The sequence below is a fragment of the Fictibacillus norfolkensis genome (assembly GCF_014836645.1).
GTDB classification, from domain to species: Bacteria; Bacillota; Bacilli; order Bacillales; family Fictibacillaceae; genus Fictibacillus; species Fictibacillus norfolkensis.
Window position 1 is genome coordinate 33,520 of record NZ_JACSQM010000011.1, and the last position, 15,260, is coordinate 48,779.

Annotated in this window: 16 protein-coding genes; 14 read left to right on the plus strand and 2 right to left on the minus strand. The window is 38.5% G+C overall.

Annotated features, from left to right (window positions below; all coding sequences use genetic code 11):
• Window positions 1–142 precede the first annotated feature (142 nt).
• The 5 genes from H9648_RS18025 (at window position 143) to H9648_RS18045 (ending at window position 4,933) form a co-directional block, all read left to right on the plus strand.
• Window positions 143–1,852: an ABC transporter ATP-binding protein gene (locus tag H9648_RS18025; protein WP_191755184.1), complete on the plus strand. Its 1,710-nt coding sequence runs from the start codon at window positions 143–145 to the stop codon at window positions 1,850–1,852.
• Between the two features lie 168 nt (window positions 1,853–2,020).
• Window positions 2,021–2,443 (plus strand): pyridoxamine 5'-phosphate oxidase family protein, encoded by a 423-nt coding sequence (locus H9648_RS18030; protein ID WP_191755185.1) that lies wholly within the window; start codon window positions 2,021–2,023, stop codon window positions 2,441–2,443.
• Window positions 2,444–2,579: 136 nt separating this feature from the next.
• A complete protein-coding gene (locus tag H9648_RS18035) occupies window positions 2,580–3,074 on the plus strand; it encodes a hypothetical protein (RefSeq protein WP_191755186.1) in 495 nt (164 codons plus the stop codon).
• A 9-nt stretch (window positions 3,075–3,083) separates the two neighbouring features.
• Entirely contained in the window at window positions 3,084–3,938 is an 855-nt protein-coding gene (locus H9648_RS18040) for an ABC transporter permease subunit (protein WP_191755187.1), read from the plus strand.
• Window positions 3,935–4,933 (plus strand): ABC transporter permease, encoded by a 999-nt coding sequence (locus tag H9648_RS18045; protein ID WP_191755188.1) that lies wholly within the window; start codon window positions 3,935–3,937, stop codon window positions 4,931–4,933. Before H9648_RS18040 ends, H9648_RS18045 begins: the two co-directional genes overlap by 4 nt.
• Before the next feature lie 42 nt (window positions 4,934–4,975).
• Here the strand turns inward: H9648_RS18045 and H9648_RS18050 are convergent, their stop codons facing one another.
• On the minus strand, window positions 4,976–5,152 hold the full coding sequence (locus H9648_RS18050; protein ID WP_144704659.1) for a YjcZ family sporulation protein: 177 nt from the start codon (window positions 5,150–5,152) through the stop codon (window positions 4,976–4,978).
• 271 nt (window positions 5,153–5,423) lie between these two features.
• Here H9648_RS18050 and H9648_RS18055 point away from each other — a divergent pair, with 271 nt between their 5' ends.
• Together H9648_RS18055 and H9648_RS18060 are read left to right on the plus strand one after the other, a co-directional pair.
• Window positions 5,424–5,768, plus strand: coding sequence for a hypothetical protein (locus H9648_RS18055; RefSeq protein WP_191755189.1), 345 nt, complete (start codon window positions 5,424–5,426; stop codon window positions 5,766–5,768).
• Window positions 5,769–5,900: 132 nt separating this feature from the next.
• Window positions 5,901–6,770: a metal-dependent hydrolase gene (locus tag H9648_RS18060; protein WP_191755190.1), complete on the plus strand. Its 870-nt coding sequence runs from the start codon at window positions 5,901–5,903 to the stop codon at window positions 6,768–6,770.
• A gap of 30 nt (window positions 6,771–6,800) precedes the next feature.
• On the opposite strand, the gene H9648_RS18065 is transcribed toward H9648_RS18060, so the two are convergent.
• Complete coding sequence (locus tag H9648_RS18065; RefSeq protein ID WP_191755191.1) at window positions 6,801–9,200, minus strand: transglycosylase domain-containing protein; 2,400 nt, start codon at window positions 9,198–9,200, stop codon at window positions 6,801–6,803.
• 111 nt (window positions 9,201–9,311) lie between these two features.
• Here H9648_RS18065 and H9648_RS18070 point away from each other — a divergent pair, with 111 nt between their 5' ends.
• The 7 genes from H9648_RS18070 to uvsE all read left to right on the plus strand — a co-directional run bounded on the left by H9648_RS18070 (window position 9,312) and on the right by uvsE (window position 15,193).
• A complete protein-coding gene (locus H9648_RS18070; RefSeq protein ID WP_191755192.1) occupies window positions 9,312–9,614 on the plus strand; it encodes a hypothetical protein in 303 nt (100 codons plus the stop codon).
• 171 nt (window positions 9,615–9,785) lie between these two features.
• Window positions 9,786–10,694 (plus strand): GNAT family N-acetyltransferase, encoded by a 909-nt coding sequence (locus H9648_RS18075; RefSeq protein ID WP_191755193.1) that lies wholly within the window; start codon window positions 9,786–9,788, stop codon window positions 10,692–10,694.
• A gap of 57 nt (window positions 10,695–10,751) precedes the next feature.
• On the plus strand, window positions 10,752–11,363 hold the full coding sequence (locus H9648_RS18080; RefSeq protein WP_191755194.1) for a TetR/AcrR family transcriptional regulator: 612 nt from the start codon (window positions 10,752–10,754) through the stop codon (window positions 11,361–11,363).
• Window positions 11,364–11,808: 445 nt separating this feature from the next.
• Complete coding sequence (locus H9648_RS18085; RefSeq protein ID WP_066390760.1) at window positions 11,809–12,354, plus strand: RNA polymerase sigma factor SigX; 546 nt, start codon at window positions 11,809–11,811, stop codon at window positions 12,352–12,354.
• Window positions 12,341–13,504 (plus strand): GerMN domain-containing protein, encoded by a 1,164-nt coding sequence (locus H9648_RS18090; protein ID WP_191755195.1) that lies wholly within the window; start codon window positions 12,341–12,343, stop codon window positions 13,502–13,504. The genes H9648_RS18085 and H9648_RS18090 overlap by 14 nt, the downstream gene beginning before the upstream one ends.
• A gap of 123 nt (window positions 13,505–13,627) precedes the next feature.
• Window positions 13,628–14,086 (plus strand): C40 family peptidase, encoded by a 459-nt coding sequence (locus tag H9648_RS18095; protein WP_191755196.1) that lies wholly within the window; start codon window positions 13,628–13,630, stop codon window positions 14,084–14,086.
• A gap of 141 nt (window positions 14,087–14,227) precedes the next feature.
• Window positions 14,228–15,193, plus strand: a complete 966-nt coding sequence (uvsE, locus tag H9648_RS18100) for a UV DNA damage repair endonuclease UvsE (RefSeq protein WP_191755197.1) — start codon at window positions 14,228–14,230, stop codon at window positions 15,191–15,193.
• The last annotated feature ends 67 nt before the right edge of the window (window positions 15,194–15,260 follow it).

The window sequence follows — 15,260 nt, forward strand, 5'->3', positions numbered from 1 at the left end:
ACGCCTTCTACTTGCAGTGGCTAGCCCATAAAGGAACAACGGTTAAGTAATTTTAAATTGTAAGAAAATCCTTTATTCTGTATAATTGAGAATGGATTTCATTTAGTGCTATTTCAATTAAAACAGTAAAGGAGGTCTATACGTGTTAGCTCGTTTTTTTGCTTATTATAGACCCTATAGATGGTTGTTCATACTTGATTTTTCTTGTGCCATTCTAGTTGGAATTTTGGAATTGGCCTTTCCGTTAGCTGTAAACCAAGTGATCGATAAACTTCTTCCCGATGGGAACTGGGAGATTATCTCTTTGGCTTGTCTAGGTTTGTTGCTCGTTTACCTTTTAAATACGTTTCTTCATTTTGTTGTCACGTACTGGGGGCACAAGCTTGGGATCAATATTGAAACCGATATGCGTCAGCAGTTGTTCACACATATGCAGAAACTCTCGTTCGGCTATTATGATAACAATAAGACCGGTCATAGTATTTCTCGTCTTACGAAAGACTTGGAAGAGATCGGAGAAGTCGCTCACCACGGACCAGAAGATGTGTTTGTGGCCATTATGACGTTGATTGGTTCGTTCGGACTCATGTTAACGATCAATTGGAAGCTCGCTGTTTTGTCTTTTATCGTTATCCCTTTATTGATCATTCTAGCTATTTACTTTAATAAAAAAATGACGATAACATTTAGAAAAATGTTTCAGGATGTAGCGGAGATCAATGCAAGAGTAGAGGACAGCATCGGTGGAATACGTGTTGTTCAGGCTTTTGCGAACGAAAAATATGAACAGGAAAAGTTTAGAGAAAACAATAGGAAGTATCGTCTTACAAAGCTTCAATCCTATAAGATCATGGCTCAAAACGTTATGTCAAACTATGTATTAATGAGGTTAGTGACCCTTTTCACCTTATTGTTTGGAACATACTTTGTCATTTCAGGTGAATTAACGTATGGACAGTTTGTTGCTTTTATTCTGCTATCAAATATTTTGATCGGACCGATTCAAAAAATAAACGCTGTTATTGAAAGCTATCCTAAAGGAATTGCCGGTTTTAAGCGGTTCGTTGAAATCATGGACACAGCCCCTGATATAGCTGATTCAGAAGATGCTATAGAGGTTGATCTAAAAGGGGCGATTCGTTATGAGGATGTGACGTTTGGTTATGAAGGTCACAGATCAGTTCTGAATAACATCGAACTATCCATTCGCTCTGGTGAGACTGTCGCGTTTGTCGGACCATCTGGCGCAGGTAAGACAACACTATGCAGTTTGCTGCCTCGTTTTTACGATGTTCAAAGTGGATCGATCACAATTGACGGTATCAACATTCAAGAGATGAAGCTAGAATCATTACGAAAACAAATCGGTATCGTGCAGCAAGATGTTTTCCTATTTTCAGGTACGATCAAAGAAAATATTGCATACGGTGACTTAGACGCGACCGATGCTGAAATTATGGATGCGGCGAAAAGAGCTCGATTGGATGACTTTATTAAAGATCAGCCTGATGGACTCCAGGCAGTGATCGGCGAAAGAGGAGTCAAGCTTTCGGGAGGCCAAAAACAGAGACTAGCCATCGCTCGTATGTTCTTGAAAAACCCGCCGATCTTGATTCTGGACGAAGCTACATCTGCATTAGATACGGAAACTGAAGTTGCGATTCAAAAAGCATTAGAAGAATTAACAGAAGGAAGAACGACACTCGTTATTGCACATAGACTTGCAACGATAAAAAATGCGGATCGAATAATGGTAGTGACAAATGAAGGAATTGCAGAACAAGGCAATCATCACGATCTGTTAGCATCAAAAGGCATTTATAGCCGTTTACATGCAGCGCAGTTTGGATGAGTTGACTTAAGTGGCCCATGATCTTATAGATACCTTTGAAATAGCAAGGTTAATGAATACGAACTTGTAAATATAAAACTCTCTGTCTAATCTATGTATAACATGATGTTTTATTTTCCATCCTAAAAGGTAGATATAATAGAGCCAAACTTTTAAGGAGTGGATGACATGGATAAAGAGCAGATGAAAAATAAAGTATTTGAAGTAGTAGACAAAAAGCAGACGGGCGTGCTGGCTACGGTTAAGAAGAACAAGCCACATTCTCGATACATGACCTTCTTCCACGACGAGCTTACTTTTTATACACCAACAAGTATCGAGACTCATAAAGCCGACGAAATTCAAGATAACCCAAATGTTCACGTACTTGTCGGTTATGATGGTGAAGGATATAATGATCCTTATCTTGAAATCGAAGGTACAGCTACAATTCGAGATGATCAAGGGTTAAAAGAAAAGTTTTGGAACGATCAAATGAAACACTATTTCGAAGGTCCAAATGACCCTAACTATATCTTGCTTGAGATCAAACCAAGCTTGATCCGACTTATGAACGATAGTGAACACGAACCACAAACATTAGAATTATAAAAATAAAGGCCTCTCTTTTGAATAAAAGAGGGGCCTTTGTACGTCTAAATTCTTGAAAGGAAAGTAATTGTAATAAAAAGGAAGATGATATATCTTAAAAAGTAAGAATATTGATGAATAAAAAGGGGGATTACTTTTGAAAAAATGGGGTGCTTTATTTATTGCAGGGGTTCTTCTTACGGGCTGCTCTGAAAAAGAAGCTGAAAAGGAATCGAAGTTCACGATTAAAGATGCGATCAAAAAGGATCATGTAGTTATACAGAACTTATCTGATAAAGAACATGAAATCATGACAGGTGCGACAAAAACAGAGTATTTGGTTCCTATGTTTGCTTTTTTGGATGATGTAAAAGCCAATAAGGAGAGCAAACTGCAAATAACGATTTTTCCAAAAAGCGGTAAGCCGACAACAAGCGAGCTGCACTTTGTAAATAAAGATAAGACTGTTTTTAAGAATAAAAACAAAACATTTGCTATGCCAACAGGTGACATTGAATGTATAAGTATTTTAGATTCAAACAGACATATAGCATTAGATGGATGTAAGGGAGATTTGAATAATGTTTTTGTCATTCCGTTTGGATCAAGAGATTATAATCTTGCGAAAGCGGAATATAAAAGCAATAAATAGGGGGATTTTATGCCGTTCATTTTAAGAGATAGTGTGTTTTCTTTTGTTCTATCTATAATTGGGATCATTCTCCTTGGTTCCATTCCTTTCATGTTTACTAACATGTCCTTCGATACGAATGGTTATTTGAATGGAATTGGTGAATTGTTTAAGGGACTGATGCATCCAGGAGAGATTATGTATTTTACGGAAAGCGGTAAGTACTCACTTTTCCCAAGCATGTGGAACATTTATGGTTATTCATTAACACTTTTGTTTTCTGCGTTTTTCATTGCACTTATCGCAGCGATTGTTTTGGCTATCACCATCTTTATGCTGCCATCACGCTTAAAAGATAAGATACGTGTGTTTTCATTTGTATTTGAATCTATACCCGATGTATTGATTGCAATAGGCATACAGTTTTTTATTGTATGGTTTTTTAAAAAGACGAATATTCTTTTATTTCAGATTGTGTCACTGCATGATCAGAAGACATATGCTGTTCCTATTTTTTGTTTAACCATTGTTCCTTTGTTTATGATCTTACGCATTTTGCTTCTTAACATGGAAGATGAATTTCAAAAAGATTATATCGATACAGCCAAAAGTAAAGGAATAGGAGGATTTCGTATTCTCTACAGGCATGTTTTGCCCAATACACTACTCAGTGTTTTTCATCAATCACGGAATATCCTTTGGTTTATGTTATCGAACTTATTAATGGTTGAATTTTTGTTTAATGTTTATGGAATTACAACTCTAGTCAGACAAATGGGAAGTCCTGAAATTTTTACGATTTCCATGTTGTTATTGTTTATACCCATGTTTCTGTTTTTTACATGTCTTAGAATCTTTACATATAAGTGGGTGGGCCAAAAGTGATAAAGGGGATATGGAAGCAACCATTCTTTATAATAGGTTTTTTATTTGTCTTTTCATTGCTTACTTTTAGCTTGTACCACTATTATGTTATGGATAACGAAATCTATGAAAATCAAATCGTTTACGAAGGTATCACACCGGTTGATAAAGCGCCTTTTGCTCCATCCAGTGAATATTGGTTCGGCAGTGACAGGATGGGAGCAGACTTATTTTATCAAATCATATCTGGCGCCAAACATACATTAGGTATTGCCTTTTTAGCTAGTTTCCTTCGGATGATCCTTTCCTATTTAGGAGGCATTTTGTTATTGAGTGCGGGTCGAATTCTACCAGTGGTTAAAGGTTTAGGACAATCCTTTTATTATATCCCTTCAGCTTTGCTCATTGCTCTGATTCTATGGCCAGTCATTATTTCAGATCAGTTTACATACTGGGACAAAGTATATTTTGAACTCTTATTAATAGTACTGATTGCTGTACCAAACACAGCCATTTTAATCAAGGAGGAAATTAACCTCATCCAGCAGGAAGAATTCATTACGAGTGCAAAACTGATGGGTGGGAGCAGATTGCGAATTCTAATTAAGCATGTTATGCCACACCTATGGCCGAAGCTTCTTCTTATGTATGTTCAGCAAGTCATTGCGGTGTTACTTTTGCTAGCGCATCTTGGTATATTAGGAATCTTCTTTGGAGGGACGATTTTTCGGGAATACGGGATGGAATTCACAATACCTGTATCAGTTTCAAACGAATGGTCTGGACTACTAGGAGGCTATTATTATCAGCTAAGACTTGCACCATGGCTAGTGATTTTTCCAGTACTCAGTTTTGCAACCGTAATTATGGCGTTTAACTTTATGGCTGAAGGTATTAAGCGTGCGAGTGATCAAACATTTGTGAAGAAAAAGGTAAAAAAGAAAGATTTCAGTAAAGTACAACCTACTGCAAAGGATGCCTCGTTTACCTTTATAAATAAGAAAAAGATCAGTTAAATAAAAAAGCAAGAGCACAGACTCTTGCTTCTTAATAAACTACTATCTCCACGACGCACCGATGATGATGAGAAGGATAAATAGCACGACAATTAAAGCGAAAGCGCCGCCTCCTCCGCCGTAGCCGCCATATCCGTAACCGCTGCATGGGGTGTAGCAACCATATCCGTAACCTGGATAGCCCCAGTTACGTTGTTGTTTCTGTCTTTTTCCAAACATGCTGTAAGTCCTCCTTCTTTCTTGTGCCTTATGCTTTCATCTTAGTGTATGTCCCAGAAGAAGGAGTGACATGGACAAAATCCTAATGAACTTGAAAAAGTTTCATGGAATGCTAGGAGGACAATGCTAATGAGTGAAGGGATCATGCAGTATAACAGTTTAGTAAATTGGCTTCAGGAGCTACAAAGAATGCCTGAAGAATATTGGCTGGAGCCTATTCAAGAAGATAAGTGGTCTAGGTGAAATCATCGCCCATATTAAAGCATGGGATGTGTTCGTTTGGGATGAAAGGTTTTCTTATTTTCTAAAAAGTACTAACACACCACCTAAAATAGGGGATGTAGAAGAAATAAATAAAAATGCTGCCCATGAAGCAAAATCGGGTATCTCCAAGAATGCTTTGATTGATGAAGTAATTGAATGTCGACTCGTCTTATCTAGAAAACTTCAAGAACTGCCGAATAGGATGTGGGAAGAAAAATTTCAGTTGGGACATTCATGGATTACATTATGTGAATATATTAAGGGTATGATTGAACACGATGATCATCATAAAAATCAAATTGAAAAATTCCTTTTGAATAAAGGGATTGAACTCTTCAAACAAGAAGTGTGAATATGTAGGAAATAAAGTCGAATTTCCCCGGAAATTATCTTAGGAAATAATGGAAACCTTTAAAAGAGCTTCTATCAAGACAGAAGTTCTTTTTTTCGTTAACATAAAAGAAAAATGAATGAAAGAGGACTTATGGATACAGTAACTCACACATTGTTTGGTTTAACGTTGTATGGCGCTGCGAATAAAATGAACATGGACAAGTCACACAAGAGGGCTTTGTTGTTTACTACAGTGGTTGGCAGTCAGATTCCTGATATTGATGTGGTCGTAAACCTTACGGAAACGGGCCGAATCATGCAGCAGATGTGGCATAGAGGATTAACACATTCTTTTTTCCTCGTCCCTGTTTGGGGCATTATCATCTATCTTCTTAGCAGGCTTTTATTTAAGGTGAAAGATCGAAGGCTTTTCTACTGGGCGCTCTTAGCCGTGTTTATTCATAATACGAGTGATCTCTTTAACACGTGGGGAACAGGATATCTCGAGCCTTTCTCAAGCTATCGAGTCACATTTGGTACGATTCCCATTGTTGATTTTGTATATTGGTTCTTGATGCTCGCTGGTTTTATCGTTTCAAGAAAAAAAGAACCATCAGATCGTTTTAAAGTTTTCCGCGTGGTATGGATTTTGATGGTTGCACATGTTGCAGTTCAGTCGCTACAAGGTTATGTCATCTATAATGAAGCAAAAGAAAAGTATGATGAGGTAGCATTAGCGGCAGGCTTTGTTCCTACCCAGTTTCAAGTGATCGGTAAAAAAGATAGTAAAGTAGAGATTGTAAAAGATAGTCTTTTTATTGAGCCTGAGGTAGAGCATGTGTTGGTTTCCAGCGATGAAGCTGATCTAGAGCCGCTTTTTGAAGAGAATCCAAAAGCAAAAACTCTTTATGATTGGTCTCCGTTCGTTGTTGTGGTTGAAGAAGAAAAGAAACTAGGGATCTATGATCCTCGTTTTTATCGCAATGGAGAATCCTTTTTGTATGAGTTCATAGAAAAGTAACCCGCCTACATTAGCGGGTTACTTCTTTGATTACGGTGTAGTTGTTGTTCCAGATGTTCCAGCATCTGCTCCTGTTCCTGTTCCCGTACCTTGACCACCGTCCGCTGGTGGTGGCTCAGTCGGTGGCGGATCTGTTGTCGGAGGAGGTTCCGTTGGTGGTGGATCTGGTACTGTTGGTGGATCCTCCGGTTCAGGTTTTGTATCAGGATCATCCGGGTTATCATCTTGTGGTGGTGGAGGATCAGCCTCGTCCTCTGGCTTTGTTGGAGGAGGCTCTGTTTGTTTTTCGTCTTCGTTCTTTTTCTCTTCTTCTTTAACCTTATCTGAATCTTTCTTTTTATCATCCTTCATTTCTTTATTTTCTTTTTTGTTTGTCTTTGTCCGTTCGTTCTTAGCGGCTTTCTTTGTTTTAACCGGAGCAGTCATCTCTTTAAGCGATGTCCCTTTTACGATGAGCTCTTTCGTTACATTAGAACCGTTTTCATCTTTCGTTACATATCCAGTATTTTTATTGATGTATACTTCCTCAACAGATTTTGGCTTAGAAAATCCAGCAGTCTTTTTATCTTTTGATACTTCAGAGACGATTGACTTGAAAATGTATTTTGCGATTTTTTGGTCTTCAGGTGTTAGGTAGCTCTCAGCTGTTGTTTTGTCATAACCTGTCCATACAGCGGCTGTGTAATTTGTTGTATAACCTGCGAACCAAGAGTCACTAGAGCCCTTCTCAATATGATCAAGACCATCTGGCATATTCGTCGTTCCTGTTTTTCCTGCAACCTCTAACCCGGGGACAGCGGCTAGCGTTCCTGTTCCTCGTTTAACAACATCTTTAAGCATATCTGTAATCATATAAGCCGTGTAATCATGCATGGCTGCAACAGGCTTTGATTCGTACTTCGTTTCATATCCATCCGGATATTTTACACTACGAAGCGTGGTCGGTTTATGATAGACACCTTGGTTTCCGAATGCCGTATAAGCGCCTGCTAGTTCAAGCGGTGAGGGCCCTTTGCCAAATCCGCCAATGGCATAGGCAGGATGAGCGTTCTTAATAGGAATACCTAATTGTTTGGCAAAGCTTACAGCATCTTCTGAGCCAACTTCCATAAAGCTTTTGATCGCAGGTATGTTGTAGGAATGAACGAGTGCTTCTCTCATGGAAACCTCTCCATGAAATTCATCATCCCAGTTTCCGGCTTCCCAACCGTCGATCTCTAACTCTTCATCTTTAATCTGTTTATACGTAGACCATTTAAACTTTTCTATTGCTGGACCATAATCTAAGATGGGTTTGATGGTCGAACCGGGCTGGCGTGTTATATCAGTCGCATAGTTAAATCCTTTTTCAATGTTTTGCTCACCGCTTGTTCGGTTCCCGCCTAATGCGCGAATTACACCTGTCTTTGTATCGAGCAGCGCGACACCGGCCTTGAATTTGTCATTTGGATAGTTTACATATTCTTCAGTAGATAGCACTTTTTCTGTATGAGCTTGAGCTTTTGGATCAAGCGTTGTGTAAATTTTTAATCCGCCTTCATAAATCGCTCTCTCAGAAACTCCTTTTTCTTTTAATTCCTTAATCACTTGCTGAATAAAAGCATCATACTTTAATCGCTTCGTTTTTTCTTTTGAGAGGGATTCCGTTACGGATGTACGGAGAGCTTCTTCTTTTTGCTGTTTAGTAATTGCACCATTCTTGTACATGAGCTGCAGTACGGTATTTCGTCTTTCTTCTGCCACTTTAGGGTGAAGGAAAGGATCGTAACTGCTCGGCCTTTGAGGAAGACCAGCTAAAAGAGCGGCTTCTGCGGGCGATAGATCTTTAAGAGGCTTATTAAAATAGGTTTTTGAGGCAGTCGCAACACCATATGCTCCGCTGCCAAAATAGATTTTGTTTAAGTACATCTCCAGGATTTGATTCTTTGTGTACTTTTGTTCTAATTGAATAGCAAGATAAGCTTCTTGCACTTTTCGTTCGAGTGTCTTGTCGGACGATAGAACTGAGTTTTTTACAACCTGCTGTGTGATCGTACTTGCTCCTTCAGCACCGAATCCATCTTGTACATTTGCAACCGCGGCTCCGACTATACGCTTCACGTCTATTCCCATGTGATCTTTAAATCGAACGTCTTCTGTAGAGATAAATGCTTGTTGAACAAGTTCTGGTATGTCATCAATCTTGATATATTCTCGTCGTTCAGAGCTTGTTACATACGTGATGAACTTATCGTTCATATCGTAGATCATCGATGATTGAGGATCCTTCAGGTCGTCAGCTGTAAGCTTCGGAGTTCCATTCACGTATGCATAGATCATGGCCCCTCCAAATGTCACACTGGATAAGAAAAGAATGAGAGTAATAATAGCTGTTCGCCGAATCCAAAGTGATCGTTTTCTTTTCTGACGAAGTACAGACCGTTTCGCCATAGCACTCTTCCTTTCTCTAAGTTTCTACTCCTGATTTACCCAATACTTGTAAATATAAAACAGTTTATAAAGAGACTGGATGGGGGACAGTTAAATTAGAGGAGTGATTTTATGAAAACACAGACGAAAGAAAGAGCTCAGATTATTTACTCCATGTTGGAAGATATTCATCAAAACAAAAGCTTAAGTGAAGAACAGCTCAATAAATTAACGGAAGTTGCTCAACTATTAAAAGAAGATGTTGAGATCGGAGAGAAAACTTCTGGTGTACTAGATGATATGAGTGAATTTGGAGAGAAGGCTCTTCAATTGTCATCAGAACAACAATTAAACGATTATTTAAAGCAAGAAGATCGAAAAGTTGAAGAGTATTATGATCATTTTAAGATGTTATTTAATGAAGAAAGATCATAAATGTGGAAAGCTGATATCTAGGGGGATTTTTCTCTGGATATCAGTTTTTTAATTTCGAGAAAAGGAATTCTGATTTTGTCGAACGATTATGTTGGTCATACATTTCTTTTTTTTATAAAATTTAATAAAACGACCAGTCGTTTTTAAAAAGAAGATTGAGGAGTGATTGTAGTGTTAGTCATTAAACGATTTAGTGAGTTAACCTTTAATGAAGCGATTTCGTTATGGAACGAATCGTGGAAGCATTATTTCTCTGATATGACCATGGACCTTAATCGATTCATACAAAAGATTGCAGGTGAAGGAATTTCCTTAGAAAAGTCAGTCGTGGCTGTTTACGATGGCAAGTTGGCAGGGTTTGTACTGAACAGTTTTCGAACGATTAACGGCAAACGATACGTATGGAACGGAGGGACCGCGATCGCTCCAGATTTTAGAGGAATGGGTGTTGGCAAGAAACTCATAACCGTCTGTCTAAACATATATGCAGAAGAAAAGGTCGAAATCGCAAGGCTCGAAGCGATAAAAGAAAATGAACCTGCTATTCAACTATATAAAAGCATGGGTTATGAGACGTTTGAAGAACTGACATATCTTCAGCATGAAGGGCTCATTACAGCTTGGAACAGTGCAAGTTCAGAAATACAGATCAAAGAAGTATCTCTGTTTGATATACAACGATTGTCCTTTTTTAAACCTAGTACCGCATGGCAGACGCAATTTCAGAGTCTAAGAGACTGTATTTGTGTGGTAGGAATGAAAGACGAAATTCCACTCGGATATGCTGTGTATAAAAAAGTGCATAATGAAACAGGGAAGCTATCCGCAATTCTACTCTATCAATGTGTAACCGACGAACAGAATGAATTCCAAGAGGAGACGGTGAGAGAATTAGTAAAAACCGCATTCGCCTCAGCTGAGGAATCTGTAAAAAGGTTAACGATCAACATACCTAAAAAAGAGGATTCATTAAACAAACTTTTGCGTGATACAGGATTTACGACGTATGTTGAACAAGTACATATGGAACGGGTAATCAGTCAAACATCCGAGCCGAAAGCAGTGAAAACTTTTTCCTAAATAGACTGAAAACTCTGTTATACTTATAGAAGACGTGTCATAAATGGAGGAAGCATCATGCCTAAAGTTTCAGCTGAGTATAAAGAAGAGAAACGCAACCACATTCTTGAGAGCGCCTTAAAATGCTTTAGTGAAAAGGGATATCAAGCTACGATTATAGACGACATCGTTAAAGATTCGAACATCAGTAAAGGTGCCATCTATAACTATTTTGCTAGTAAAGAAGAGATCTATCTTCAGCTGTTAAAGAAAAGAACAGATGAATTCTTTGAAGATATGGAACAAGAGAACGCTTCTCTTACAAGTGCTAGCAGAAAGCTTGAAAATCTATTCAAACGTTGGAAAAAGCAAGAGTTAAAAGAAGATGATCAGCAGACGATGCGTGTATATATTGAATTCTGGCTCTATGGATCACGACAAGATGATCTACGAACTATTCTTGCAGCGCGATATAATCGATTTATCGAATATATCGTGAAGATTATTAAAGATGGTCAGGAATCAGGAGAAATCAAAAAAGAGTTAGATCCGCAGAACATTTCACGAATCTTTTGGGCTCTTCGTGATGGTAACGTGCTTCATTATTCTTTTTTAGGAGAAGAAGAGCAATATCGGATAGCCTGGGATACCATTGAAGAAATGTTTTTAAGTTATGTAATAACGAAATAAAGAGGAGGCACCAGTATTTTTGGTGTCTTTTTTGTATGTGCTAACGGATGCTTTGGTAGTAAGGGTATGTGGATATCCAAAAACGTCGAGATAAGTCGACTCGCGGATATATAAGCAAAACTCGCGGGATTATGCTCAAAATTCGCGGAAATAAATTCAAAACTTCAGGGATTATTATAAATAATTCTTGAATAAATATCGAAAATACCCCGCTACGTATCGATGCTGGTTCGCTTTCTCTCCCCTAAAAACCACCTATCCGGATCAAGACATATTTACTGGCTAGTTTTGTCTAAGAAGTTCCACTTTTGTTGGGAATTATCGACCAAATGGTCCTATCGAGATGATATAAAAAAGAGTAGACTTAGAAGTAACATGTTTGTAATGTAACTTTTTATAAGTAAATTCGACTACATAAATACATAGAGATAGGGGGCCATCCGAAGTGAAGGAAACGTTCGACCGATTGTACGATGAGTATCATACGGCGTTATTTCAATTTATCTTCTATATGGTACGAAATCGCGAATCGGCAGAAGATCTTGTGCAAGAAGTATATATCCGGGTATTAAACGCTTACGAAAGTTTCGAAGGCAAGAGTTCAGAGAAAACATGGTTGTATTCCATTGCCAGGCACGTGGCCATTGACTGGCTTAGAAAACAATCCAGACGCAACAAACGGTTCCTATTCTTTGATATAAAAGAAAGTGAAAGTGTATTGCGTGATGGAGATCCCCTTCCAGAAGAATTAGTTGCAAAAAAAGAGTCTTACCGAGATTTATATACAATGATGAAACGTTGTTCACTCGATCAGCAGCAAGTGCTTGTACTTCGGTACATTCAATCATTATCGATCTCAGAAACTGCGCAAATACTAAGTTGGACCGAAAGTAAAGTAAAGACCACCCAGCACCGGGCTATAAAAGAACTGCGCAAATGGCTGGATCAGCAACCGGGCCTGGAGGAGGAATTGAAAGATGGAACCAATTAAGTGGAATGATGAAAAAATTGAAGAGCATCTTAAGCATTTGCCCCCAATAAGAGACCGTCGATCTAAGCAGGATCTTTTCTTAAAGGTTCAGGCAAATATTAATTATAAGGACAATAAGGGAAAGCGGCTTCCTTCATGGAGTATACCGGCACTCGCTACTGCTTGCGCGCTTGTCATATTTGGTGTCTTCGCTCCGGATCTTGTAAAGAACGGGATACAGATGGAGAACTCCAAAGTTGCTGAGCAATCGGATAAGAGGGAAGATAAATCGTTAGATGACTTAGCGGATAAAGACCAAAACTCTGCTGGAATCATGAAAGCTGAACCATCTGTTGCGTATCATGCGCCTAATCTAGAAAAGAACTTGAAAGCGATGAACAAAGACTGGGTGACTGTAGGTTATTTGGATGATCAAGCACAGCTTGTCATACCTGTTAGTTTCTTAACTGATCAAGACTTTTATGTTAATAAAGTGAATAAAGAACTTAAAGCATTCAATCCTAACAATGTTGGATTAGCGGATAGTCCGCTAGAAAAGGCGAAAATTACTGAGGAAGAAGAGACGGTGATTGTTGATCTGCCAGCAGGGTCTATTAATGGAGCCGAAGAACCTCTGCTTCAGGCTTTAATCACGATGACTTTTGCTAACGAGAATCAGAAGGCGAAAGTTGAACTGCGTATGAATGGTGACAAAGGCTACGAATTCCAGCGTTATGGAACAGTATCTGAGTGGGATCTTAAAGTTCCTGGTGCTCCTCATTTTCGTTATGATGCCCCATCAACAGATGCATTTATCGTAAGTCTGTATGCAACGGGGATAGACACGAAGTCGATGCCAAAGGAGTTTGAAGATGCTCTTGAGATGATGGATGATCAGCAAGAGCGTGGCCTTAAACCGCTGTTACCAAAAAACACAGTACTAGGTGTAAAAGTACTAAACAAGGATGATGTAGAGATTACATTTCCTGACTCTATAAAATTATCAGCAGATGATACAGAAGATCTGATGATGATCGATGCTATTCTATTAACTGCTGAAAGCTACGGTTTTGAGTCGGTAAAGTTTAATAATACGAAACTTGATTCAATCGGTCCTTATCAGCTTGATGAAGAGATTGAAGGAGTGACCGGTGCAAACTTCTATCAATAGTATAAAAATGAGTGTCGAAAAAGGCTGCAATTTGCAGTCTTTTTTCTATGCAATGAAAGTAACTTTATTACTGTGTTCTGCGACTAATAGATGAAGTAGTTCATTAAAGAGAGGAAGTTAAACATGAAACGTTTACTCGTTGCAGTAGTTTCATTAGGACTCGCAGCTCTATTCATTTTAGGCGGTGTATCTGTAGCAAAAGCATCTCCATCTTATGATCAAGAAGTGACAGAAACAGCTAAACTATATAAGGGAACTCCATTTAAATGGGGCGGCACAACACCAGAAGGATTTGATTCATCAGGGTTTACCACATATATATTCAAAACAACTGTAGTTAACAAAAGTTTGCCGAGAACGTCTGCTGATCAATATAAAGGCGGTAAACCTGTTTCAAAAGGAAAAGAAAAATTAGGTGACCTCGTATTCTTTAAAACATATGGCAAAAGTGTTTCCTTTGTAGGCATCTATATGGGAAATAGAGAGTTCATTGCGGCTACTTCAAAAGGGGTACGAATACAAACACTTGATTCTAAGTACTGGAAAGGAACGTATGTAGGTTCGAAAAGATATTTACCCTGAATAGATAAGCGAACTGTCCCCAATGTTGAGGGCAGTTTTTTTCGTAGTTCAGGAGCAATCAATTCAACACCTGTTCAGCCTATTGGTTAAAAACAAAAGTAATAGGGTCATACTGTTAATGATGAAAATGAGGTGTGACAGATGACCATAATTAAGCTTGGTTTTGTGGCAATGAGCATGGAATTAAAAAATGCTTCTCCATCCAAAACGATGACCTATAAACAATTCAGTCAGCTGCAGAATAGAGAAGCGGGTTTAAGAAAACTTGAGCGCATATCGCATGCCAATATAACCAATACGATACGAGTGTTAAAGCATGCCGTGGCTAACGATGTAAGGTTTTATCGAATGACATCCAGAATCATTCCGCTAGCCAATCATAGTGAGCTCTTAGACTGGGATTATATTAGTCCTTTGCATGATGCACTCCATGAGATGGGACAATATGCAAAACAACATAATATGAGGCTAGACTTTCACCCGGACCATTTTGTACTAATAAATTCTCCGAAAAAAGAGATTCTAAAAAACTCTCTAAAGACCCTACAGCTGCACTACAAAATACTCAAAAGCATGGGAATGGATACAGAGCATCGATGCGTGATGCATGTAGGTGGAAACTATAAAGAAACCGATGTAGCCCTTGAGCGATTCGTGCAGAATTGGGGAAGCGTTCCGTTATCCATTCAAAGGATGATCATGCTTGAGAACGATGATACTTCTTTTACAATGGCGGATGCTCTGTACCTTTGTGAAAAGCTGCAGATTCCCCTTGTGTTCGATTATCATCATCACCTTGCATACCATCATGACGAGAACTGGATCCAGCATTGGCCACGAGTAGTAGAGTCATGGAAAACATCTCCGTTGCCATTGAAGATGCATATCTCGAGTCCAAAGAGCGAGAAACAATTTAGAAATCATGCAGACTATGTGGATGTTAATATGTTTTTTGACTTTTTAAAAGAAGTAAAAGGTAGTGTGGAGAGAATAGATTGTATGATTGAATCGAAGAAAAAAGATTTAGCCCTTTTTCAGCTTATGAGGGAAATTAAAGAGAGGAAAGACGTTGAAATACTAGACGGAGCATCTTTTCGCCTTAAGTAAAACCTTTGCTATCGCAGAGGTTTTTTTATCTTCCGGGAAATTTGTCGAAAAATTTGTAAATTTTATC

Bases quoted from the DNA above. Each gene is read 5' to 3' on its own strand.
- H9648_RS18030 (WP_191755185.1), top strand. From the start codon at position 2,021: ATGGATAAAGAGCAGATGAAAAATAAAGTATTTGAAGTAGTAGACAAA.
- H9648_RS18040 (WP_191755187.1), top strand. From the start codon at position 3,084: ATGCCGTTCATTTTAAGAGATAGTGTGTTTTCTTTTGTTCTATCTATA.
- H9648_RS18050 (WP_144704659.1), bottom strand. From the start codon at position 5,152: ATGTTTGGAAAAAGACAGAAACAACAACGTAACTGGGGCTATCCAGGT.
- H9648_RS18060 (WP_191755190.1), top strand. From the start codon at position 5,901: ATGGATACAGTAACTCACACATTGTTTGGTTTAACGTTGTATGGCGCT.
- H9648_RS18065 (WP_191755191.1), bottom strand. From the start codon at position 9,200: ATGGCGAAACGGTCTGTACTTCGTCAGAAAAGAAAACGATCACTTTGG.
- H9648_RS18070 (WP_191755192.1), top strand. From the start codon at position 9,312: ATGAAAACACAGACGAAAGAAAGAGCTCAGATTATTTACTCCATGTTG.
- H9648_RS18080 (WP_191755194.1), top strand. From the start codon at position 10,752: ATGCCTAAAGTTTCAGCTGAGTATAAAGAAGAGAAACGCAACCACATT.
- H9648_RS18090 (WP_191755195.1), top strand. From the start codon at position 12,341: ATGGAACCAATTAAGTGGAATGATGAAAAAATTGAAGAGCATCTTAAG.
- H9648_RS18095 (WP_191755196.1), top strand. From the start codon at position 13,628: ATGAAACGTTTACTCGTTGCAGTAGTTTCATTAGGACTCGCAGCTCTA.
- uvsE (WP_191755197.1), top strand. From the start codon at position 14,228: ATGACCATAATTAAGCTTGGTTTTGTGGCAATGAGCATGGAATTAAAA.